Source organism: Herbaspirillum frisingense, assembly GCF_047325095.1.
Taxonomy (GTDB): Bacteria; Pseudomonadota; Gammaproteobacteria; order Burkholderiales; family Burkholderiaceae_D; genus Herbaspirillum; species Herbaspirillum frisingense.
Map to the genome: position 1 here is coordinate 5,184,706 of NZ_CP168558.1, position 23,062 is coordinate 5,207,767.

The 23,062-nt window shown below is 64.8% G+C and carries 22 protein-coding genes; 10 read left to right on the forward strand and 12 right to left on the reverse strand.

The genetic code is table 11. The features are described 5' to 3' along the window. Position 1: 1 nt before the first annotated feature. The gene (locus ACEOAC_RS23620) at positions 2-919 is read right to left on the reverse strand and encodes an ABC transporter permease (protein ID WP_413445539.1); all 918 of its coding nucleotides are present in this window, start codon (positions 917-919) and stop codon (positions 2-4) included. After that, positions 916-2,001 (reverse strand): ABC transporter ATP-binding protein, encoded by a 1,086-nt coding sequence (locus tag ACEOAC_RS23625; protein WP_006713198.1) that lies wholly within the window; start codon positions 1,999-2,001, stop codon positions 916-918. The genes ACEOAC_RS23620 and ACEOAC_RS23625 overlap by 4 nt, the downstream gene beginning before the upstream one ends. 268 nt (positions 2,002-2,269) lie before the next feature. Here ACEOAC_RS23625 and ACEOAC_RS23630 point away from each other — a divergent pair, with 268 nt between their 5' ends. The 9 genes from ACEOAC_RS23630 (at position 2,270) to yacG (ending at position 10,752) form a co-directional block, all read left to right on the forward strand. Then, positions 2,270-3,127: an IclR family transcriptional regulator gene (locus tag ACEOAC_RS23630; RefSeq protein WP_241812499.1), complete on the forward strand. Its 858-nt coding sequence runs from the start codon at positions 2,270-2,272 to the stop codon at positions 3,125-3,127. Beyond that, complete coding sequence (locus ACEOAC_RS23635) at positions 3,124-4,080, forward strand: 2-hydroxyacid dehydrogenase (RefSeq protein WP_413628610.1); 957 nt, start codon at positions 3,124-3,126, stop codon at positions 4,078-4,080. Before ACEOAC_RS23630 ends, ACEOAC_RS23635 begins: the two co-directional genes overlap by 4 nt. A gap of 157 nt (positions 4,081-4,237) precedes the next feature. Continuing rightward, positions 4,238-5,530: an HlyC/CorC family transporter gene (locus ACEOAC_RS23640; RefSeq protein ID WP_077235793.1), complete on the forward strand. Its 1,293-nt coding sequence runs from the start codon at positions 4,238-4,240 to the stop codon at positions 5,528-5,530. 121 nt (positions 5,531-5,651) lie between these two features. Beyond that, positions 5,652-6,788, forward strand: a complete 1,137-nt coding sequence (locus ACEOAC_RS23645) for a GspE/PulE family protein (protein WP_413628611.1) — start codon at positions 5,652-5,654, stop codon at positions 6,786-6,788. Further along, the gene (locus ACEOAC_RS23650) at positions 6,775-8,016 is read left to right on the forward strand and encodes a type II secretion system F family protein (RefSeq protein WP_413628612.1); all 1,242 of its coding nucleotides are present in this window, start codon (positions 6,775-6,777) and stop codon (positions 8,014-8,016) included. The genes ACEOAC_RS23645 and ACEOAC_RS23650 overlap by 14 nt, the downstream gene beginning before the upstream one ends. A gap of 80 nt (positions 8,017-8,096) precedes the next feature. Continuing rightward, a complete protein-coding gene (locus ACEOAC_RS23655; protein WP_413628613.1) occupies positions 8,097-8,960 on the forward strand; it encodes a prepilin peptidase in 864 nt (287 codons plus the stop codon). Positions 8,961-8,969: 9 nt separating this feature from the next. Further along, complete coding sequence (gene coaE / locus ACEOAC_RS23660) at positions 8,970-9,590, forward strand: dephospho-CoA kinase (RefSeq protein ID WP_413445379.1); 621 nt, start codon at positions 8,970-8,972, stop codon at positions 9,588-9,590. A 191-nt stretch (positions 9,591-9,781) separates the two neighbouring features. Next, positions 9,782-10,537, forward strand: coding sequence for a cell division protein ZapD (gene zapD, locus ACEOAC_RS23665; RefSeq protein WP_006713184.1), 756 nt, complete (start codon positions 9,782-9,784; stop codon positions 10,535-10,537). A 29-nt stretch (positions 10,538-10,566) separates the two neighbouring features. Continuing rightward, positions 10,567-10,752, forward strand: a complete 186-nt coding sequence (gene yacG, locus ACEOAC_RS23670) for a DNA gyrase inhibitor YacG (protein ID WP_413445378.1) — start codon at positions 10,567-10,569, stop codon at positions 10,750-10,752. An 87-nt stretch (positions 10,753-10,839) separates the two neighbouring features. On the opposite strand, the gene mutT is transcribed toward yacG, so the two are convergent. The 7 genes from mutT to ACEOAC_RS23705 all read right to left on the reverse strand — a co-directional run bounded on the left by mutT (position 10,840) and on the right by ACEOAC_RS23705 (position 19,302). Then, positions 10,840-11,253: an 8-oxo-dGTP diphosphatase MutT gene (mutT, locus tag ACEOAC_RS23675; RefSeq protein ID WP_241812504.1), complete on the reverse strand. Its 414-nt coding sequence runs from the start codon at positions 11,251-11,253 to the stop codon at positions 10,840-10,842. Continuing rightward, on the reverse strand, positions 11,253-12,128 hold the full coding sequence (locus tag ACEOAC_RS23680; protein ID WP_413445377.1) for an ATP-binding protein: 876 nt from the start codon (positions 12,126-12,128) through the stop codon (positions 11,253-11,255). Before ACEOAC_RS23680 ends, mutT begins: the two co-directional genes overlap by 1 nt. 189 nt (positions 12,129-12,317) lie before the next feature. After that, positions 12,318-13,553 carry a bifunctional glutamate N-acetyltransferase/amino-acid acetyltransferase ArgJ gene (gene argJ / locus ACEOAC_RS23685; protein ID WP_006713178.1) on the reverse strand — a complete coding sequence of 412 codons (1,236 nt, stop codon included), beginning with the start codon at positions 13,551-13,553 and terminating at the stop codon, positions 12,318-12,320. Positions 13,554-13,588: 35 nt separating this feature from the next. Further along, positions 13,589-14,347 carry an SGNH/GDSL hydrolase family protein gene (locus ACEOAC_RS23690; RefSeq protein ID WP_413628614.1) on the reverse strand — a complete coding sequence of 253 codons (759 nt, stop codon included), beginning with the start codon at positions 14,345-14,347 and terminating at the stop codon, positions 13,589-13,591. A 12-nt stretch (positions 14,348-14,359) separates the two neighbouring features. Next, entirely contained in the window at positions 14,360-15,160 is an 801-nt protein-coding gene (locus tag ACEOAC_RS23695; protein WP_413445004.1) for a DUF2272 domain-containing protein, read from the reverse strand. Between the two features lie 166 nt (positions 15,161-15,326). Then, the gene (gene secA, locus ACEOAC_RS23700) at positions 15,327-18,080 is read right to left on the reverse strand and encodes a preprotein translocase subunit SecA (protein ID WP_413445003.1); all 2,754 of its coding nucleotides are present in this window, start codon (positions 18,078-18,080) and stop codon (positions 15,327-15,329) included. Positions 18,081-18,324: 244 nt separating this feature from the next. Further along, positions 18,325-19,302 carry a M23 family metallopeptidase gene (locus ACEOAC_RS23705; protein WP_006713171.1) on the reverse strand — a complete coding sequence of 326 codons (978 nt, stop codon included), beginning with the start codon at positions 19,300-19,302 and terminating at the stop codon, positions 18,325-18,327. A 53-nt stretch (positions 19,303-19,355) separates the two neighbouring features. Between ACEOAC_RS23705 and ACEOAC_RS23710 the strand changes: the two genes are divergently transcribed. Then, positions 19,356-19,910, forward strand: coding sequence for a DciA family protein (locus ACEOAC_RS23710; protein ID WP_413445002.1), 555 nt, complete (start codon positions 19,356-19,358; stop codon positions 19,908-19,910). Between the two features lie 130 nt (positions 19,911-20,040). Here the strand turns inward: ACEOAC_RS23710 and lpxC are convergent, their stop codons facing one another. From lpxC to ftsZ, 3 genes are all read right to left on the reverse strand, one after another. Then, positions 20,041-20,976 (reverse strand): UDP-3-O-acyl-N-acetylglucosamine deacetylase, encoded by a 936-nt coding sequence (lpxC, locus tag ACEOAC_RS23715; RefSeq protein ID WP_413445001.1) that lies wholly within the window; start codon positions 20,974-20,976, stop codon positions 20,041-20,043. Positions 20,977-21,155: 179 nt separating this feature from the next. Next, complete coding sequence (locus ACEOAC_RS23720) at positions 21,156-21,662, reverse strand: peroxiredoxin (protein WP_006713165.1); 507 nt, start codon at positions 21,660-21,662, stop codon at positions 21,156-21,158. A 182-nt stretch (positions 21,663-21,844) separates the two neighbouring features. Then, entirely contained in the window at positions 21,845-23,032 is a 1,188-nt protein-coding gene (gene ftsZ, locus ACEOAC_RS23725) for a cell division protein FtsZ (protein WP_006713164.1), read from the reverse strand. Positions 23,033-23,062: the final 30 nt, after the last annotated feature.

The following is a 23,062-nucleotide window of genomic DNA, read 5'->3' on the forward strand; positions in this document are numbered from 1 at the left end:
TTCAGCCCAGCGCTTTCTTGTAGCGACGTTCGATCATGCGGTTCCAGCCCAGCATGATGACCAGGTTGGCCACCAGCAGCAGCAGCGCGATGGCCGCGCCCAGGGGCCAGTTCAGTTCGTGCAGGTATTCGTCGTAGATGATGGTGGCCATCATCTTCAGGCGACGTCCGCCCAAGAGACCCGGAATGGCAAAGGAGCTGGCCGACAGGCCGAAGACGATCAGGCTGCCCGAGAGAATGCCCGGCATGATCTGCGGCAGCACGATACGGCGCAGCACGGTCACGGGCGAGGCGCCCAGCGACAGCGCGGCATTGGCCACACCACCATCGAGCTTTTGCAGCGAGGTCCACACCGGAATCACCATGAAGGGCAGCATCACGTGCACCAGGGCGATGACGATGGCCGTCTCGGTATAGAGCAGCTTGACGCGACCAAAGCCCAGCGCCATCAGCAGGCTATTGATCAGCCCTTCCGGCCCCAGCAGCATGCTCCAGCCGAAGGCCCGCACCACCACTGAAATCATCAGCGGCGCCAGCACCACCAGCAGCATGACGGAGCGCCAGGGCTTGCGCATGCGATTGAGGATGTAGGCTTCCGGCGCGCCCAGGACGATGCAGATCAGCGTGACCAGGCCGGAGATCCACAGCGTGCGCCAGAAGATGGCGTAGTAGTAGGGATCGGTGAGCACCGCCTGGTAATGCTCCAGCGTGAAGGTACCGGCCTTGGGACCGGTCTCGGCGTCATAGGCATTGAAGGACAGCACGAAGGTCAGCAGCAGCGGGATCAGCAGCATCACCGTGCACAGCAGGATGGCCGGAGCCGACATCAGCCAGGGCAGGCTGCGCTGGCCGGGGGCCTTGCCACCTTGCGGTGCCGTCACGACGGGTGCCACCGCCGGCGAGGTACCGGCCGCACTCATGCCGGCACCCGTTCGTCGCTACGGGCGGTGGAGACCAGGCGCAGGTTGAAGTCGCTCCAGACCAGGCCCAGCGTCGCGCCCTGCTCCAGCGCCTCGGCGCCATCGTTGGGGGCAAGCACGGACAGCAGTCCCAGCGGCGTCTGCACCTCGTACATCCACTGGCTGCCCAGAAAGAAGCGACGTACCACCTCGCCATTGCAGCGGCCCTGGCCGGGCTCGGTACAGCGGATCTTTTCCGGACGCAGGCCCAGCACCACGCGACCACCGCCACGCAGGCCACTGTCGTTGCTCTCCAGGCTGAGCATCATGCCGCCCACGGCGATGTCAGCGCGCTCGCCGGCAGCGCCCACCACCTGGCCTTCCAGCAGGTTGGCCTTGCCCACGAAGGTGGAGATGAAGCGATTGGCCGGATGTTCATACACATTGATGGGACGGCCCACCTGGGTGATATGCCCGGCCTCCATCACCACCACGCGATCGCTGATGGACATGGCCTCGCTCTGGTCGTGGGTCACCATGATGGTGGTGGTACCGACCTTGCGCTGGATGTCGCGCAGCTCGAATTGCATTTCCTCGCGCAGCTTGGCGTCCAGGTTGGACAGGGGTTCGTCCAGCAGCAGCACGGGCGGCGCGATCACCAGCGCGCGCGCCAGGGCCACGCGCTGACGCTGGCCGCCGGACAGTTCACGCGGATAACGGGCGCCGTGCTTTTCCAGGTGCACCAGGGCCAGCGCCTGGGCCACGCGGTCGCGCTTCTCGGCGGGCGCGCACTTGCGCATCTCCAGGCCGAAGGCCACGTTCTGCTCCACCGTCATGTGCGGGAACAGCGCATAGGTCTGGAACACGATGCCCAGGCCACGAGTATTGGGCTTGGCATGGGTGATGTCGCGGCCATCGAGTTCGATGCGGCCGCCGCTGACGTTCTCGAAGCCCGCAATCATCTGCAGGGTGGTGGTCTTGCCGCAACCGGAGGGTCCCAGCAGGGAAATGAATTCCCCCTTCTCCACCGTCAGGTTGAAGCCCGATACCGCCTGGGTATCGCCGTAGAACTTACTGACATTGGTCAGCGTGAGAAATGACATTGCAAGCTCCCTGTCGCAAAGTTCGGGCGCTGCGCGGCTGGCGGGCTTGTCGGCCGGCGGGCACTCCGATGCATTCATCTGTAAAGTCGCATCCACCTCAAGGACTGGGGTGATATGCGCGTCTCCTGTTTCGTTATTGATGCAATTTCGGTGCCAATTCTGCTATCGTATTTCGACAGACAGGAAATTTTTAATAATTATTTCGTCAGATGGAATAACTCGGAGGGCATGACGCCACCGATTCCACCCAGCAGACAACAGCCCCCTCATGAGCGACGACAACGACGAGGCCTCCTCGACCACCGCCCCGGCCAGCCTGCCGGTCAACGGCATCCAGCGCACCTTCGCGGTGTTGCGCGCACTAGCCGATGCACCACCGCAAGGCATGCGGGTGACCCAGGTGGCCAAGGCCATCGGCCTCACGCAAGGCACCACGCACCGCCTGCTGCAGGCCCTGGTCAGCGAAGGCGTGGTGGAGCAGGATGAACGCAGCAAGCTGTACCGCCTGGGGATGGACCTGTTCGCGCTGGCCGCGCGCGCCGGCAATGCCTCCGACCTGCGCAGCCTGTGCCGGCCGGCGCTGCTGCGCCTGTGCGGCAGCCTGGGCGACACTGTCTTCCTGCTGGTACGCTCGCGCTTCGACGCGGTCTGTGTGGACCGGGTCGACGGCCCTTTCCCGATCCGTGCCTTCACCGGGGACATCGGTGGCCGGGTGGCACTGGGCGTGGGCCAGGGTGCGCTGTCCATCCTCGCCTTCCTGCCGGAACAGGAGCGCGAGGAAGTGATCCGCTACAACGTGCCGCGCCTGCGCGAGTTCGGGGTCTATGACGAGGTCTACCTGCGCACCGAAATCGAGCGTGTGCGTGAAACCGGCTACGCGGCACGCCAGGCGGGTCTGCTCGACGGCATGGCCGGCCTGGGCGTGCCGCTGTTCGACTGCAGCGGCGCCATCGTCGGCGCGCTCAGCGTAGGCACGCTCACCTCGCGCCTGACCGAGGAGCGCCTGCCGACCGTGGTACAGATGTTGCAACGGGAAGCCGCGGCGCTGTCGCGCCAGATCAATCCCTTCGATCCGGCATTGCGCCGTCCCATGCATCAGGCCAATCCTGTGGAGCCCCGCCCATGAGTTCTTCCTCCCCCGTACTGCTGGTCAAATCCGGCGGTGCCGCCGCGCTGCCGGAGTGGCGCGCCAGTTTCCATGAGTTCGCCCCCGGGCTGGGACTGGAGGTGTGCGCCTGGGACGACCCCGAAGTCGATCCGGCCCGGGTGGAATATGTCCTGGTCTGGCAACCCGAAGCGGGGCGCCTGGCCCGCTTCCCCAACCTGAAGGCCATCATCAGCAGCGCGGCCGGGGTCGACCACATCCTGGCCGATCCGCACTTGCCGGACCTGCCCATCGTGCGCATGGTCACGCCCGAAACCCAGCAGCGCATGGCCGAATTCACCGTCATGAGCAGCCTCATGCTGTTGAAGGACATGCCGCGCATCGTCGCTCAGCAGGCAAGGGCGCAATGGCTGGAGTTCTCCACCCCGCGCACCGCCCTGGAAACCCGGGTGGGCGTGCTCGGTCTGGGGGCGCTCGGGCTGGCCACGGCGCGCATGCACGCCACCATCGGTTTCGACACCGCCGGCTGGGCGCGCTCGCCGCGCAGCGAAAAGGGACTGAGCTGTTATGCCGGTGCCGACCAGTTGCCGGCCTTCCTGGCGCGCACCGACATCCTGATCTGCCTCCTGCCGGAAACCGAGGACACCCGCCACCTGCTCGACGCCGACCTGCTGCGGCAGTTGCCACGCGGCGCGGGCGTCATCAACGTCGGGCGCGGCAGCCACTTGTGCCTGCCCGACCTGCTGGCCGCGCTGGACGAGGGCCAGCTGTCGGGCGCCGTGCTGGACGTGTTCGATGAAGAGCCCTTGCCTGCCGACGCGGCGGTCTGGCGCCACCCCCGCGTGCTGGTGACGCCGCATGCGGCGGCGACGCCATCGCGGCGGGAGCGCGCCCGCCAGGCGGCGGTAGCGATCTCGGCCATGCTGGGCGGGCTGCCGCCACCGCATCTGTATGACCGCGTGCGGGGTTACTGAGGGGCAAGCGCCCCCTTCCGCGCCGGCCCGGCTTGCGGGATAGGCGCCCATCGTCTAGACTTTGGCGCTCGCTGGCCGCCCTGCCCGCCCTGGCCACAGGCAAGCAGGTCCGCCGAATCCCTCCCGTGCGCGAGGGCAATCAACCTGACGGCAACGTTTGGATACCGTACCCATATGGGTGCAAGCACTTGCACTCCTGATCCTGATCCTGCTCTCGGCCTTCTTTTCGATGACCGAGACGGCGCTGATGGCCGCCAACCGCCATCGCCTGCGGCACCTGGCCAAACAGGGCAATCGTGCCGCCATCACCATCCTGTGGCTGCTCGATCGCACTGAACGACTGCTGTCGCTGATCCTGATCGCCAATACCCTGATCAATGCACTGGCCACCGCGCTGGTGACGGCGCTGGCCATTACCGCCTTCGGCAACCACCAGCGCGTGATCACCGCCGCCACTGCCTTCGTGGCGGCCCTGCTGATCATCTTTGCCGAAATCGTCCCCAAGGTGATCGGCGCCACCTATCCCGAACGCATTGCCCTGTTCACCAGTTTCGTGCTCAAGCCGCTCATGCGGCTGGCCAAGCCGCTGATCTGGTTCGTCAACATCTTCGTCTCGGCGATCCTGAAGCTGTTGCGCATCAAGACCGGGGCGCGGGCGGCCGAACAGCGCATCTCGCCGGAAGAACTGCGCTCCATCGTGCTCGAAGGCGGCAGCTTCATCCCGCAGAAGCACAAGAGCATCCTGCTGAACCTGTTCGACCTGGAAAAGATCTCGGTGGAAGACGTGATGACGCCGCGTGCCCAGGTCGAGGCCCTGAACCTGGCCGCGCCGGTGGAAGAGATCCTGCACCAGCTGGCCACCTGCTATCACAACAAGCTGCCGGTCTACGAAGGGGAAATCAACCATATCGTCGGCATCCTGCATGTGCGCAAGACGGTGTCGCTGTTCCGCCAGGAAGAGGACATCAGCCACGACGATATCCGTGCCCTGCTGTCGGTACCGTATTACGTGCCGGTGGAAACCGACGTCTTCACGCAGCTTCAGTATTTCCAGGAGAATCACGAGCGCCTGGGCATCGTCGTCGATGAATACGGCGAGGTGCAGGGCCTGGTGACCCTGGAAGACATCATCGAAGAGATGATCGGCGAATTCACCACCTCCTCGCCCGGCTCCTCGGGTGAAGGCTTTGGCTGGGACAAGGACGGCAGTTGCCTGCTCGAAGGCAGCACCACCCTGCGCGACATCAACAAGCGCCTGGGCCTGACGCTGCCGCTGGATGGCCCCAAGACCATCAACGGGCTGCTGCTGGAAACCCTGCAGGACATCCCCGAAGCCAGCGTGGCCGTGAAGTTCGAGGGCTGCGTGATCGAAATCGTGCAGGTCCAGAACCAGGCGATCCGCATGGTCAAGCTGATCGCCGTGCCGCAGTCGCAAACGCGAGGCGACTAGGGCCTGTTCCTATATCGAACTCTGCCGACTTTGCCGCAGGCAATCGGCCAGCCTGCTTGGCCGCGCGCAAGCTTGCGTGGGAGACTGGCTCCCCTTTGCGCGGAGGAGTCCCATGCCAGTCATGCAAGCTCAAACCCCGGCGGTGGCCGATGACGATGTCCCGGTAGTACGCCTGCTGCACAAGCTGCTGGCCGACGCCGTCGGCATGGGTGCCTCCGACCTGCATTTCGAACCCTTCGAACATTTCTTCCGCGTACGCCTGCGCGTCGATGGCGTGCTGCACGAACTGGCGCAGCCACCGCTGACACTGCGCGATAAGCTGGCTACCCGCCTGAAGATCCTGGCGCGTCTGGACATCGCCGAAAAGCGCCTGCCCCAGGACGGCAAGATGCGCCTGGCACTGGCCCAGCGCAGCATCGACCTGCGCGTCTCCACCCTGCCTACGCAATTCGGCGAAAAGATCGTCCTGCGCATTCTCGATACCGCCCAGGCCAGCTTCTCCATCGCCGAGCTGGGCTATGAACCGGCCCAGCAGGAAGCGCTGCTGCAAGCCATCGCCCGACCGCATGGGCTGGTGCTGATGACCGGCCCCACCGGCTCGGGCAAGACGGTCTCACTGTACGCCTGCCTGCAGCGGCTCAACCGCCCCGGGGTCAACATCGCCACTGCCGAGGACCCGGTGGAAATCAACCTGCCCGGCATCAACCAGGTCGGCATCAACGAACGCGCCGGGCTGGACTTCGCCACGGCGCTGCGCGCCTTCCTGCGCCAGGACCCGGACGTGCTGATGGTGGGCGAAATCCGCGACCTGGAAACCGCCGACATCGCGGTCAAGGCGTCCCAGACCGGGCACCTGGTGCTCTCCACCCTGCACACCAACGACGCCCCCTCGACCCTCACGCGCCTGCTCAACATGGGGGTGCCGGCCTACAACATCGCTGCGTCGGTGAGCCTGATCGTGGCACAGCGGCTGGTACGCAAGCTGTGCCGCTGCCGGCGTCCGGCGCCGGGCAAGCCATCCACCTATGTCCCGCAAGGCTGCCCGGCCTGCAACCAGAGCGGCTATCGCGGCCGCACCGGAATCTACCAGGTGATGCCGGTCAGCGCCGCCATGCAGGCGCTGATCCTGGCCCAGGCCGGCACGCTGGAGCTGGCACGCCAGGCGCAGGCCGAGGGCATCATCGACCTGCGCCGCGCCGGGCTGCTGAAGGTCCTGCGCGGGGAAACCCGCATGGGAGAGATACTTGCCGGCACCTGAACCAAAACACTTCCGCTGGGAAGGCCTGGATCGGCACGGACAGCCGCAGCGCGGTGTCCTGCAGGCCAGCGACGAAGCCCAGGCGCGCGCCCAACTACGCCGCCAGGGACTGCGGGTGGCGCGCCTGCGGCGAGAGGCAGGTAGTGTCGGCAGCACCACCACCCGGGTCGCCCCCCGCAAGCCCTCCCGCGCCCGCATCAGCGACAAGCAGATCGCGCTCTTCACGCGCCAGCTGGCCACCATGCTGCAGGCCGGTCTGCCGCTGCTGCAGTCGCTGGACATCGCCATCCGGGGCGCCGGCCAGGGGCCACTGGCCGGCCTGCTGGGCGAAGTGCGGCAACAGGTGTCACGCGGCGACAGCCTGCTCGCCGCGCTGCAGCGCCATCCGCGCCATTTCGATGGCCTGTTCTGCAACCTGGTGCGCGCCGCCGAGGAGGCCGGCATGCTCGACAGCATGCTGGAGCGCATCGCCCTCTATCGCGAGAAGTCGCTGGCGCTGCGGGGCAAGGTCAGGGCGGCGCTGGCCTATCCGGGCGCGGTGGTGCTGGTGGCGATCGTGGTGACCGCCGTCATCATGCTGTGGGTGGTACCGGCCTTCGAGCAGATGTTCCAGCAGTTCGGCGCCGAACTGCCGCTGCCCACCCGCATCGTGATGAACTTGGCGCGCGTGCTGGGCCGCTACTGGCCGATGCTGTTGCTGGGCCTGGCCGTGAGCGGCTTGCTGGCCCTGCATGCCTGGCGCCGCTATCCGGCGCTGCGGGCGCGGGTGCAGCGGCTGAGCCTGTCATTGCCGATCTTCGGCAGGCTGTTGCGACAGGCTGCGCTGGCACGTTGGAGCCGCACCTTCGGCACACTCTTCGGTGCCGGCATCGCCCTGGTGGAAGCGCTGGAAACCGTCGCCGGAGCGGCCGGCAACGTGGTCTTCGCCGAGGCCTCGCTGGCGGTGCGCGATGCGGTGCGCAATGGCGCATCCCTGCATGGCGCGATGCAGGCCACCGGGGTCTTCCCCGACCTGGCGGTGCAGATGACCGCCGTGGGCGAGGAGGCCGGCGCGCTGGACGCCATGCTGGGCAAGATCGCCGAACTCAACGAACGCGAGGTCGACGAAGCCGTCAGCGCCCTCACCAGCCTGATGGAACCCGTTATCATGGCGGTGCTTGGCGTGGTCATCGGCGGGCTAGTGGTCGCGATGTATCTGCCGGTATTTCGCATGGGTTCGGTGGTGTGACGGTAGACGGCACGACCGGCCTGCTGCGGCTACTCCCCCCTGCGGCCTGACTTCACGACCCGATACGACTGAACCCGACGATGCATTTCCTGGAAGCCTACGCCCTCCCCGGCAATCCCGCCCTGGCCGGCCTGGCGGCCCTGCTGGGCCTGCTGGTGGGTAGCTTCCTGAACGTAGTGATCCACCGCCTGCCCATCATGATGCTGCGCGAGACCGCCAATTTTGTGGCGATGGAGCGCGGCGAGGCCCTGCCGCATCAGGATCGCTACGACCTCTGGCTGCCCCATTCCGCCTGCCCGCACTGCGCCCGGCCGCTGGCGCCGTGGCACAAGCTGCCGGTGCTGAGCTGGCTACTGCTGCGCGGCCGCTGCAGTTTTTGCCAGGCCAGGATCAGCGCGCGCTATCCGCTGGTGGAGCTGCTGACCGCGCTCCTGTTCGCCCTGGTGGCCTGGCGCTTCGGACTGGGCGCCACCGGGCTGGCCGTCATGCTCTGCAGCGCCTTCCTGATTGCGCTCGCCTTCATCGATGCCGACACCATGCTGCTGCCCGATGACCTGACCCTGCCGCTGCTATGGCTGGGGCTGCTGGTGAACCTGAACCATCGCCTGGTGGCGCTGCCCGATGCAGTGCTGGGCGCGGCCGCCGGCTATGGCGTGCTGTGGCTGATCTTCTGGATCTTCAAGCTGGTCACCGGCAAGGATGGCCTGGGCTATGGCGACTTCAAGCTCATGGCCGCCCTGGGCGCCTGGCTGGGTTGGCAGGCGCTGCCGCTGGTGCTGCTGCTGGCCTCGGTGATGGGCGCCCTGCTGGGCCTGGCGCTGATGGTCGGCGGGCGCCACCAGCGCGGCCAGGCCATTCCATTCGGCCCCTGCCTGGCCGGCGCCGGCCTGCTGGCCCTGCTGCTGGATGGCACCTGGCTGAACCTGACTCACTTCGCTTACTGAACCTATCCCATGACTTCCTTGACTGAACGCTTCACCATCGGCCTGACCGGCGGCATCGGCAGCGGCAAGACCACGGTGGCCAATCTCTTCGGTGAACTGGGCGCCTCGCTGGTGGATACCGATGCCATCGCCCATGCCCTGACCGCGCCCGAGGGCCTGGCCATTGCCCCCATCCGCGCCCATTTCGGTGACGAATTCATCGATGCGCGGGGCGCCATGGACCGCGCGCGGATGCGCCATCACGTGTTTTCCCATCCCAACGCCCGCCATGCGCTGGAAGCGATCCTGCACCCGCTGATCCGCAGCGAGACGGTGCGCCAGGCCGAGGTCGCCACCGGCAGCTACGTCATCTTCGTGGTGCCGCTGCTGGTGGAATCCGGCACCTGGGTCGGGCGCGCCAGCCGCATCCTTGTGGTCGATTGCCCGGAACAGGTACAGGTGGCCCGCGTCATGCAGCGCAACGGCCTGCAGCGCGACGAGGTGGAAGCCATCATGGCCGCCCAGGCCAGCCGCCAGGCGCGTTTGGCGGTGGCGGACGACGTCATCGACAACGGTGGTGACAATGCCGCGCTGCCCGAACAGGTGAATGCGCTGCATGCGCGCTACCTGGCCCTGGCGGGCGCGGTGTGATTGATGGCGGGGGTGGTGGCGGCAGCAGCGGCGCCACGTTACCTAAGGCTTCATTTGATGAGGCCTGCATTTGTAATTTTCTGCTGCATGGGTCAGAATCACAAACATTGCAATGTTGACGAGGTATTTTGCACCAGCGCGCCTGTCAGCGGCCTTCAACAAGTCCGGTTCACCGATAAAGGGATCATGCTTTGATCGTCTACGAATACCCTTTCAATGAGCGTATTCGCACGCTGCTGCGACTGGAAGACCTCTACGAGAAATTCGTCTTCTTCCTGCACCAGGAAAGCCCGCATCAGCATCACATCGCCCTGGCCACCATTTTCGAAATGCTGGAGGTAGCTGGACGCGCCGATCTCAAGTCCGACCTGCTGCAAGAGCTGGAACGGCAGAAACAGATCCTACTGGCCTATCAGTCCAATCCCAATGTCGAGCCGGAGATGCTCAACGCCATCCTGGCCGAAGTGGACCAGGCCAGCACTGCCCTCTCGGCCGCGCAAGGCAAGACCGGCCAGAACATCCGCGACAACGAATGGCTGATGAGCATCCGTGGCCGCACCATCATCCCGGGCGGCGCCTGCGAGTTCGACCTGCCGGCCTATTACGCCTGGCAACAGCATTCCTTCGAGCGCCGCTTCCAGGACATTTCCAACTGGTTCGCCCCGCTGATCCCCTTGTTCGACGCCATCGGCATCGTCATGCGTCTGCTGCGCGAATCGGGCCATGCCGTGAAGATCAACGCCGAAGGCGGCAGTTACCAGCAGATGCTGCAAGGCAAGGTCTACCAGATGCTGCGGCTGTCGCTGGATATCGAACTGGGTGCGATCCCCGAGATTTCCGCCAACAAGTACATGCTGTGGGTGCGTTTCACCCAGCAGGATGGCGACGAGAAGCCGCGCTCCTTCGAGGGTGAAGTCCCCTTCGAACTGGCCCTGTGCGGCTTTTGACCTGTAACGAACGAATTGAAGTAACGCGTATGGCGACGATAGTGGATTGCCCGACCTGTGGCACCAAGGTGGAGTGGAGTGAAAAGAACAAGTATCGGCCGTTCTGCTCCGAGCGCTGCAAGCAAATCGACCTTGGAGCCTGGGCGGAAGAAAAGTACACCATCCCCGCAGTGAACCTGCCGCTGGAAGACGAAGGGAACAAGCCCGTACAGTGATGACGGGCTTTTTCCTTCACATTTGCTCAAATCCCCGCTTTTGAATCCTGCATGGCTGGCAATGCCAGGGCCAAGGCTTGAGCACGCTCACGCCGGCTCGCCGTAGCGCAACTGGTCCAGCCACTGGATCAGCGGAATGGTCGCCGGCAGCAGCGGCTGCACGCCCACGCTCCCCTGCCAGGCAAAGGCCTGGCCTTCCAGGCTTTGCGGCTCGCCACGCCACTGGCGGCTGATGTAGAAGTGCAGGCGCACATGGGCATGCGGATAGACGTGTTCGACGCCGCACCAGGGTTCGCCGTCCAGCACCTCGATACCCAGCTCTTCCTTGAACTCCCGCTGCAGGGCCGCGAAGATGCCTTCGCCCGGCTCCACCTTGCCACCCGGGAACTCCCAGTAACCGGCATAGGGCTTGCCTTGCGGGCGCTGGCCCAGCAGCACGTCACCGTTGGGCTGCATCAGGATGCCCACGGCGACGTCGATCGGCTTGGCGTCCTGGCTCATCAGGCCTGCGCCTTGCCGGCGTAATCACGGGCGAACTGCCAGGCCACGCGACCCGAGCGGGAACTGCGCTGCAGCGCCCAGCGCAGCGCATCGGCACGGGCTTCGGCGATCTGGGCGTCGCTGCAGCCGAAGTGGCGCAGCCAGTGGGCGACGATGTCGAGGAAGTCGTCCTGCTTGAAGGGGTAGAAGGTCACCCACAGGCCGAAACGCTCGGAGAGCGAAATCTTTTCTTCCACCGTCTCGCCGGGATGCAGGTCGCCATCCTCGGTGTGGGTATAGGTGCTGTTGTCGGAGAGGCGCTCCGGCATCAGGTGACGGCGGTTGGAGGTGGCGTAGATGAGCACATTGTCCGATTGCGCGGCGATGCTGCCGTCCAGCGCCACCTTCAGCGCCTTGTAGCCGCCCTCGCCTTCTTCGAAGGACAGATCGTCGCAGAAGACGATGAAGCGCTCCGGGCGCGCTGCTACCAGTTCGACGATGTCCTGCAGGTCATGCAGGTCGTCCTTGTCCACCTCGATCAGGCGCAGGCCACGCTCGGCGTACTGGTTCAGGCAGGCTTTGATCAGCGAGGACTTGCCGGTGCCGCGTGCACCGGTCAGCAGCACGTTGTTGGCCGGGCGGCCTTCGACGAACTGGCGGGTGTTCTGGTCAATCTGTTCCTTTTGCGGGCCGATATTGTGCAGGTCGGACAGGCCGATCCGCGAAATCTGGCCCACGGCCTGCAGGTAGCCGGCGCGCTGGGCGGTGGCACCGCGCCAACGGAAGGCGACGGCGGCGTTCCAGTCCGGTTCGCGGGCGGCGGCATTGGGCAGGATGGCTTCGACGCGCGCCAGCAAGGCTTCGGCACGCTGCAGGAATTGGTCTAACTGGGTCATGGTGATCAGTGCTTGGGATGGGCTTGAGAGTAGATGCGACGCCACATTGTGGCGCAACACGGCAGCGGCCTGCGTGAATTAAATTGTTCCGAGGGCGCGGGCATTCATGTTGCCGCCACCATCCCGGGCGCGCCGCCGGCCCGGGGATGGTGGGCTGGCGGGCGCGCGGTGACAGGTCCTGTCAGGAGATCAGGAACGGTAGTCGGCGTTGATCGACACGTAATCGTGCGACAGGTCGCAGGTCCAGATGGAGGCCTTGGCCGTGCCGCGCGCCAGCTTCACACGGACCACGATTTCGGCCTTCTTCATGACGCGCTGACCGTCTTCCTCGCGGTAGTCGGGGTTGCGACCGCCGTCCTTGGCGACCCAGACATCGTCCAGCCAGAGGTTGATCCTGGACACATCCAGGTCGTCGATGCCGGCATAGCCGATGGCGGCCAGGATGCGGCCCAGGTTCGGATCGGAGGCGAAGAAGGCGGTCTTGACCAGGGGCGAGTGGCCGATGGAATAGGCGATCTGGCGGCATTCCTCGACGCTCTTGCCGTCTTCCACCGCCACTTCGATGAACTTGGTGGCACCTTCGCCATCACGCACGATCTGGTGCGCCAGATGCTGCGAGAGGTCGGTGACGGCGGCGGCCAGTTGCTTGTAGTCGTCGCTGTCGGCACTGGTGATCTCCAGTTCGCCGGCGCCGGTGGCCATCAGGATGAAGGAATCGTTGGTCGAGGTGTCGCCATCGATGGTGATGCAGTTGAAGGAGTGGTCGGCGGCATCCTTGACCAGCTGGTTCAGCAGCGCCTGTGGCAGCTTGGCGTCGAAGGCCAGGAAGCCCAGCATGGTGGCCATGTTGGGCTTGATCATGCCGGCGCCCTTGCTGATGCCGGTCATCACCACCTGCTTGCCGCCGATGCTCAGGGTGCGCGAAGCGGCCTTGGGCTGGGTGTCGGTGGTCATGATGGACTCGGCCGCGTTGAACCAGTTATCGGCCTTGAGGTTGCCGATGGCCTGCGGCAGGCCGGCGATGATGCGTTCTGCCGGCAGCGGCTCCAGGATCACGCCGGTGGAAAACGGCAGGATCTGCTGCGGCTCCACGCCCATCTGCTGGGCCAGGGCGGCGCAGACCGACCTGGCGCGCTGCAGGCCTTCTTCACCGGTGCCGGCGTTGGCATTGCCGGTGTTGATGACCAGTGCACGGATGGGCTTGGCGGCGCTCAACTGGGCCAGGTTGGCCTGGCAGATCTGCACCGGTGCAGCGCAGAAGCGGTTCTTGGTGAATACGCCGGCCACGGTGGCGGTCTCGGCCAGCTTCATGACCAGCACGTCCTTGCGATTGGCCTTGCGCACGCCCGCCTCGGCATGGCCGAGTTCGATGCCGGCAACGGCTTTGAGGTCGGAAGGGACGGGGATCGGGGAATTGACGGCCATGGCGAGCTTTCAGCGTAAAAATCGGAACGCGTATTTTAAACACTTTCCGTCAGCGGCTGATGACGCAGGAAGCCGGTTTCGACGATCTCGGCGCACATCACTGCCCATTGGGCATACTGGCCGGGGCCGGGGTGGAAGCGGTCCAGCGCCATGCCATGCGGCAACGCCCATTGCAGCGAGCAGTAGCGCAACGCCGGGTCGCGCCCTATCCAGGCGCGCAATGCGCCATCCAGCTTGCGGGCGCAGCACCCCAGATACCAGCGCAGCGGCTGCGGCGCCAACGGCAGCAGATGCATGGGGGGCAAGCCGGAAAAGACGATGTGTTCCACACCGGCCTGCGCCATCAGGCGCTCGCTCAGCCGGCGCAGGTTGGCGACATAACGGCGGGCCGACGTCTGCGAGGTCACGTCGTTGACGCCCAGCGCTACCACCAGCACGGTGGCCGGGCCGATCTCGTGACGCGTCAGCAGGTCCAGGGCTTCCAGCGAATTGACGCCGCTCTGCGCCACCAGTTGCCAGGCCACCGGCCGGCCGCTGCGGGTGGCGAGCTGGCGCGCCAGCGGCTGGGCCAGCGCCTGCTCCTGATGTTCCACACCGACACCGGCGGCCGAGGAATCTCCGACCACCAGCACCCGCAGCGGCGCGGTGGCAGCGCTGGCGCTGACATAGCTGGCCGGTATCTCCACGCCGCTGCGCGGGCCGCTGGCCTCGGGCAGGCGCAATGCGGTCTTACGCAGGCGCCTGCCCTGCAGCAACAGCAGCGGTCCGAGCAGGATCTTGGACAGGATCAACATGCGATCTGCCGATCAGGGCAGCAGGTTCTTGACCACCACCAGCCAGGGCCGCTGCGCGATCCGCTGCGCCCGGCCCTGGTCATCGACCGGAATCAGCGATTCAGACACCGAGTTGAAGACATTGCCGCCGATCACCCCGGCCCAGCCATCCTCGGCATGGACCTCCACCACCATGTCGCAATGCCCTGCCAGGCCGGGGCGTATCTCGTCGATGGAGGTCGCATTGTTGTTGCCGCGTGGAGCGCAGATCAGGTCACCGGGCGTGAGCGGCTCACTCTCGGGCGGGCGCAGCACGAATTGCGGCGAGGGACGCGACTGGCGGTCCTTGAGGAAGCTCAGGTAGTTGAAATGGGTTTCACTGGGCGCGAAGTCCTGCGGCGCCACATTGCTGCTGACCATCAGCCAGGAAATGAAGGCCGCCGACCAGGCCTGCTGGCAGTCGGCACCAGTCAGGTTCTTGCCGACCGCATGCCAGTATTCGGCCACGCGCTGCACGGCCTCGCCTTCATCTTCCAGCAGGCCCAGGCGCGGAGCGCTGAAGGGATCGTGGCGCATGTCGATCTGCTGGTTGCCGAAGAAATCCCACTCGGCCCTGGCCGCCGCCACCAGCGCCGCGCGGGTGGGCGCAGCAGTGCTGATGGCCACCGCTGGCACGCCGGTGTTGGTGATGGGGATGGCCGGCGTGACCGGGGCATAGCCGGCGTTGTCGCTATCGCGCCATTGCGGCAGCGGCGACGAGGCGCAGCCGGCCAGCAGCAGGGCTGCAGCCAGCGCGCCGCAAAGGGCGGGACGGAAAGACGTGGCGGATATCATCTTCTTGTTCTCCTGGAGGGCGGACAATCTGGCGGGGCCTGGCGGCCGGTGCGCTCATCATAAGGCCTGAAGCACAGCAGCGCGTAGCGACAGCCACCAGCAAAAAGGCCGTTCACCCGGGCGGGGGAACGGCCTTCTCTTCGACAGCGGGCGGACGATCAGATGATCAAGCCAGCTTGCCGTGGCATTGCTTGTACTTCTTGCCGCTGCCGCATGGGCAGGGGTCGTTGCGACCGACCTTGGGGTACTCTGAACCATCGTCGCTGTCGGCCAGGGCCGTCGGCGCCAGCAGTTCCTCGGGCGCGGCTTCCGGATTGAAGTCGGCGTGCTGGTAGTTGACGTTGATGGGCGAGCCACCGGACATGCTTTCCTCGGCCGCTTCGATTTCCTCGCGGCTCTGGATGCGGACCGTCATGACCACCTTGATCACTTCGTTCTTGATCAGGTCCAGCATCTGGGCGAACAGTTCGAAGGCTTCGCGCTTGTATTCCTGCTTGGGGTTCTTCTGCGCATAACCACGCAGGTGGATACCCTGGCGCAGGTGATCCAGCGCCGCCAGGTGTTCGCGCCAGTGGTTGTCGATGCTCTGCAGCATGACGCTGCGCTCGAAACCGGCGAAGGCCTCCACGCCGACCACGGCGACCTTGGCGTCGTAGGCGTCCTTGGCAGCGGTCAGCAGGCGCTCCAGCAGGTCTTCGTCGGACAGATCCGGCTCGGCTGCCAGCATCGCTTCCAGCGAAACGTCGAGCTGCCATTCGCCGGTCAGCGCAGCTTGCAGGCCGGGGATGTCCCACTGCTCTTCCATCGACTCGGCCGGCACGTACTGGCGGAACAGGTCGGTGAAGACGCCATCGCGCAGGGAGGCGATCATCTCGGCCATTTCCACCGATTCCAGCAGCTCGTTACGCTGCTGGTAGATCACCTTGCGCTGGTCGTTGGCGACGTCGTCGTATTCCAGCAGTTGCTTGCGGATGTCGAAGTTGCGGGCTTCCACCTTGCGCTGGGCCGATTCGATGGAGCGGCTGACGATGCCGGCCTCGATCGGTTCGCCTTCGGGCATCTTCAGGCGGTCCATGATGGCGCGCACGCGGTCGCCAGCGAAGATGCGCAGCAGCGCATCGTCCAGCGACAGGTAGAAGCGCGAGGAACCCGGGTCGCCCTGGCGGCCGGAACGGCCACGCAACTGGTTGTCCACGCGACGCGATTCGTGACGTTCGGTACCGATGATGTGCAGGCCGCCGGCATTGACCACGTGGTCGTGCAGGGACTGCCATTCATCGCGCAGCTGCTGCGACCTGGCGGCCTTGTCGGCGTCCGACAGGGACTCGTCGGCCTCGATCAGCTGGATCTGCTTGCCCATGTTGCCACCCAGCACGATGTCGGTACCGCGACCAGCCATGTTGGTGGCGATAGTGATCATCTTGGGACGGCCGGCCTGGGCGACGATCTCGGCTTCGCGAGCGTGCTGCTTGGCGTTCAGGACGTTGTGCGGCAGCTTGGACTTGGTCAGGATGCCCGACAGCAGTTCCGAGTTCTCGATCGAGGTGGTGCCCACCAGCACAGGCTGGCCGCGCTCGTAGCAGTCCTGGATGTCCTTGACCATCGCCATGTACTTCTCTTGCGCGGTCTTGTAGACCTGATCCTGGCGGTCCTTGCGGGCATTGGGACGGTTGGGCGGGATCACGACGGTTTCCAGGTGATAGATTTCCTGGAATTCGTAGGCTTCGGTATCGGCCGTGCCGGTCATGCCGGAGAGCTTGCCGTACATGCGGAAGTAGTTCTGGAAGGTGATCGAGGCCAGGGTCTGGTTCTCGTTCTGGATCTTCACGCCTTCCTTGGCTTCCACCGCCTGGTGCAGGCCGTCGGACCAGCGGCGGCCGGTCATGAGACGACCGGTGAATTCGTCCACGATCACCACTTCGCCGTTCTGCACCACATAGTGCTGGTCGCGGTGGTACAGGGTGTGGGCGCGCAGGGCGGCGTACAGGTGGTGGATCAGGGTGATGTTGGCGGCGTCGTAGAGCGAGGCGCCTTCAGCCAGCAAGCCCATCTGGGTGAGGATTTCCTCGGCCTTGTCGTGACCGGCTTCGGTCAGCAGCACCTGGTGGCTCTTCTCATCCTTGGTGTAGTCACCCGGGACTTCGATCTTGCCCTTGCCGTCGGGGGTTTCCTCGCCGATCTGCAGCGTCAGCAGCGGCGGCACGGCGTTCATCTTGTGGTACAGCTCGGTGTGGTTCTCGGCTTGGCCGGAGATGATCAGCGGGGTACGCGCTTCGTCGATCAGGATCGAGTCCACTTCGTCGACGATGGCGAAGTTCAGGGCGCGCTGCACGCGGTCGTCGGCATCGAAGACCATGTTGTCGCGCAGGTAGTCGAAGCCGAATTCGTTGTTGGTACCGTAGGTAATGTCGGCGGCATAGGCCTCCTGCTTGACGTCGTGTTCCATCTGCGACAGGTTCACGCCGGTGGTCAGGCCCAGCCAGCTGTACAGGCGACCCATGTCCTCGGCATCGCGCTGGGCCAGGTAGTCGTTGACGGTCACCACGTGCACGCCCTTGCCGGCCAGGGCATTGAGGTAGGCCGGCAGGGTCGCCATCAGGGTCTTGCCTTCGCCGGTACGCATTTCGGCGATCTTGCCGAAGTGCAGGGCCATGCCACCGATCAGCTGGACATCGAAGTGGCGCATCTTGAGCACGCGACGGCTGGCTTCGCGGCAGACCGCAAAGGCTTCCGGCAGGATCGCGTCGAGCGCTTCGCCGCCGGCGATACGTTGCTTGAATTCGGGCGTCTTGGCTTGCAGTTCAGCATCGGTCAGCTTCTCGACCGAGGGCTCCAGCGCGTTAATCTGGCGGACGATTTTTTGATATTGTTTGAGCAGACGCTGGTTACGGCTGCCGAAAATCTTGGTCAGGAATGACATGCTTGGATTCTATAAAAGCGCCGATGAATGATCCGGCAGATAGACGTTTGGCACCCGGCCGTGGGGTTCCGGCCGACAACGCCCGAAAATAAACCATGGATTTTAGCACGCAGGCCCGCGCCAATGGCTTTACGGCCCGGCCCGGGGCGGTAAAGCCTTAGATCGGGCAGGTTTGCAAGGTTTCAAGGTGGAAGGGGCGCGTGAAGAAATATTCATGCCGGCGCGCCCGGCCGGGGGCCAGGGCTCAGCGACCGGCCACGAACACCGGCATCTGCTTGGGCTGGTTGCCACCATTGGCGCCCAGCGCCAGGAACTTGCGCGGGTCCTGGGCGATACCACGGATGCGCACCTCGAAATGCAGGTGGGCGCCAGTGGAACGGCCGGTGGAGCCAACATCGGCCACATGCTGGCCACGCTTGACGATGTCGCCCACCTTCACATAAAGGCGCGAGGCGTGGGCGTAACGGGTGATGATGTTGTTGCCGTGGTCGATTTCCAGCATGTTGCCAAACTGGTAATGATATTCCGAGGCAATCACCACGCCGGCAGCCGCTGCGACGATGCGCGTACCGACCGCAGCCGGGAAGTCCAGCCCTTCATGGAAGGCGTTGTGGCCGGTGAACGGGTCCAGGCGCCAGCCGAAGCTGGACGAATTGTAGGCGACGTTGACCGGCTGGTTGGTCGGCAACAGGCGCGACTTGATCTTGTCACCCATCAGGGTGGATTCGACGGCGTTGAGGTAATCGGTGCGATGCCCGGCATCCACGGCCAGGTTGTCCAGCATGCGGCGCAACTCGTCCAGGCCGACATCGCGGCCCGGACCGGCCAGGCTGGAGACTTCGGCGCCGCCGCGACCGGGCGACTCCTTGAAGTTGAATTCCTCGGGACGGATGCCGGCCAGGCCCTGCACCCGCTCGCCCAGCGCATCCAGGCGCATCATCTGGGCCTGCATCTCGCCGACCTTGACGGCCATCATGGCCAGGTTTTCCTTGAGGAATTTTTCGTTGCGGCCGTCCTCTTCCTGGCTCATCGATACCGCCAGCTTGTGCAGCAGCGGGGAGGCATCGGGGTCACCGGCCTGGCGCAGCAGGAAGTAGGTGATCAGCGTCGAGGAGCCGGCGATCAGGCCGACCAGCAGGAACATCAGGATGAACAGGTGCTTGCTGCCCAGCGTGACGGAACGGGCTTTGGTGAAACGGGGGTGCAGCAGGATAATTTGCATCTTTGCTCCTTGGTCTCCGGCCGGTCAGACACCGGATGTGATAAGGTTTAAAGATGAAGTACCCATCTACGTTCACCCCTTATCGGCCTGCCCCCACGAGCGCCCAACGCATGGCGAAGAGCACGAAGGGAGCCGCGGATTTCTTGCGGTCGAATTCGACGATGGCGGCGCTCTTGCCCGCCCTGGCTCGCATGGGCACGCTGCAGCAGTCGGTCGCCGCGTCGTTGCCGGCGATGTTTGCCGCGTGTCAGATCTTGCAGTTCGAAGCTGGCGTGCTGGTCATGAGCGCGCCCAATGCAGCGCTGGCGGCCCGGTTGAAGCAGCAAACCCCGAGGCTGCAGGACCGCCTGCTGAAGGACGGATGGCAGGTTAATTCAATCCGAATCAAAGTGCAAGTTGGCAAAACTGCCCCTCCACCTCCACCCAAACGGGTGCTGGAGCTGACCGACGGCGCCCTCTCCTCCTTCGCCGAGCTCAGCAGTACGCTGGCCAGCGACCCGCGCAGTCAGGGTCTGAAGGATGCGATCGATGCCATGATACGGCGTCGCGACGGTCGCAGATCGACCAAGCAGGCAGGGGAATCGTCGCCATTTCCCGAGGGAAGCTAGACCCGCCCGCCCCTGTCCTGATAAAAGATTTACAAGATTTTTTACCAGCCCACTCTGCAGCGCCAAAAAGAAGCGCCCCGGTCCAGGCCGGGGCGTCTGTATTCAGGGCTGCTGCTGTGCGGTTAAGCGATCAGTTCAGCGCCCACTCCTGCTTGGCCTGCATGACGTAGGTCTGCGGCGCCTGTTCCAGCTTGTCGAAGCTGACGATTTCATAGGCGTCGGGTCGCGACAGCAGTTCGCGCAGCAACAGGTTGTTGAGCCCGTGGCCGGACTTGTGGGCGTCGTAGCTGGCCAGCAAGGGATGGCCGATGATGTAGAGGTCGCCGATGGCGTCCAGGATCTTGTGGCGCACGAACTCGTTGTCGTAGCGCAGGCCGTCGGCGTTGAGGATGCGGTACTCGTCCATGACGATGGCGTTCTCGAAGGAGCCGCCCCGCGCCAGGCCCATGCCGCGCAGGGTTTCGACGTCCTGCATGAAGCCGAAGGTGCGCGCGCGGGCGATTTCCTTGACGTAGGAGTCGATGCCGAAATCAACTTCGGCGACCTGGCCGGTGCCATCCACGGCGGGGTGGTTGAATTCGATGAAGAACTTCAGGCGGAAACCGTCATAGGGTTCCAGACGTGCCCATTTTTCCTTGTCACCGCTGCCTTCGCGCACTTCCACCGGCTTCTTGACGCGGATGAATTTCTTGGCCGCATTCTGTTCCTGCAGGCCGGCCTGCTGCAGCAGGAAGACGAAGGACGAGGCCGAGCCATCCATGATGGGGATTTCTTCGGCGGTCAGATCGATATACAGGTTGTCGATGCCCAGGCCGGCGCAGGCCGAGAGCAGGTGTTCGACGGTGGAAACCTTGGCGCCATCCTTGGTCAGGGTCGAGGCCATGCGGGTATCGCCCACGCCAGTGGCCATCATCGGCAGCTCGACCACCGGGTCCAGGTCGACGCGACGGAAGATGATGCCGGTGTCGGGCGCGGCCGGGCGCAGGGTCAGCTCGACCTTGGTGCCGGAGTGCAGACCGACGCCGGTGGTCTTGACCAGATTCTTGATTGTGCGCTGTTTCAACATCCGGCCATTATAGCCAAGATGCCCGCTCGCCGCCCCGCTACGGCGCGGCTTTGTTGCAAATCGTTCCCATCTGCAAAGACGCGCCAGTGCGGTCTCGCAACGACTTCTTGCACGACTTGCCATTTCCACAAAGCAAAACGGCATGCCGCAGCATGCCGTCGCAGGATTCCCGGAGGAAATCAGCCCAGTTGGCCCAGCAGGGTCTCGGCGTTGGACACCTCGAACTTGCCCGGTGCTTCCAGGTTCAGCTGCTTGACCACGCCATCTTCCAGCAGCATCGAATAGCGCTGCGAACGCACACCCATGTTGCGTTCGGTCAGGTCGAACTCCATGCCCAGCGCCTTGGTGAAGGTGGCGCTGCCGTCGCCGAACATGCGCACGATGCCGGTGGCCTTCTGGTCGCGGCCCCAGGCGCCCATGACAAAGGCGTCGTTGACCGAAAGGCACCAGATCTCGTCCACACCCTTGGCCTTGAACTGGTCCGCCAGGGCGATGTAGCCCGGCACGTGCTTGGCCGAACAGGTCGGGGTGAAGGCGCCGGGCAGGGCGAACAGGGCAATCTTCTTGCCCTTGACCAGGTCGGACACCTTGAAGGCGTTGGGGCCCAGGCTGCAGCCTTCGGTCTCGGTCTCGATGAATTCGGTCAGGGTGCCTTCGGGCAGGCGGTCGCCGATCTTGATGGTCATGGTGTTTCCTCGTCTGGTTGTATAAGTGATCTAGGTGATGAATCTGGCCCGATTGATCGATCGGACAGATGAGTTGCCCGCAGGCGACGCACGAAAAAACGCCGCGCACCAGGCGCGGCGTTAGTATGCCTCGGAACCGGCCGGCCTGCTTCGACTGCGCAGGCCAGCACCGAGCACCCGACTCAGTCCGCCTGCTTGCGCAGGAAGGCGGGGATGTCGTAGGTTTCCATGCCGTTCTTTTCCAGCGCGCGCACGGTGTCGGAAGCCGACTCGCGACGCCACACGGCCGGAGCCTTCAGGCCACCGAAGGCAGCAGCCGGTTGCGCTGCGCCTTGCGGCATGACGCCACCGACGGCCATCATCGGTTCGTTGTGGGTACCGGTACGCATGACCGGGGTCTGCACCAGTTGCACGGCCTTGCGGGCACGGCCCAGGCCGGTGGCCACCACGGTGACGCGGATCTCGTCGCCCATGCTGTCGTCGTAGGCGATACCCTGGGCGATGGAAGCGTCAGGGGCAGCGAAGGCACGCACGGTCGCCATCACTTCCTTGATTTCCTTACCCTTCAGGCCACGGCTGGCGGTCACGTTGACCAGCACGCCGCGGGCGCCCGACAGGTCGATGCCATCCAGCAGCGGCGAGGCCACGGCCTGCTCGGCGGCCACGCGGGCGCGGTCCACGCCGGCAGCGGTGGCGGTACCCATCATGGCCTTGCCCTGCTCGCCCATGATGGTCTTGACGTCGTTGAAGTCGACGTTGATGTGACCCGGGACATTGATGATCTCGGCGATACCGGCCACGGCGTTGTTGAGCACGTCGTCAGCATGGGACAGCCATTCGATCATGCTGTCGTCTTCGTAGATCTCTTCCAGCTTTTCATTGAGGATGATGATCAGCGAATCGACGTGCTGGGTCAGCTCTTCCAGACCGGCGTCGGCGATGTCCATGCACTTCTGGCCTTCGTAGGAGAACGGCTTGGAGACCACTGCCACGGTCAGCGCGCCCAGCGACTTGGCCACCTGCGCCACCACCGGTGCAGCACCCGTGCCGGTGCCGCCACCCATGCCGGCGGCGATGAATACCATGTGCGCACCGCGCAGGGAATCTTCGATGCGGGCACGGGTTTCCTCGGCCAGACGGCGCCCGACGTCAGGCTGCATGCCGGCGCCCAGACCGGTATCACCAATCTGGATGACGTTATGCGCCTTGGATTGCTTGAGCGCCTGGGCATCCGTGTTGGCGGCGATGAATTCGACGCCAGAGACACCCTTGTTAATCATGTGCTGCACGGCATTGCCGCCAGCACCGCCAACGCCAACGACCTTGATGATCGTCCCCAGCGTCGCATTGTCGACCATATCGATTTCCATGATGACTCCTTTAAATATATGTGTCCTGCA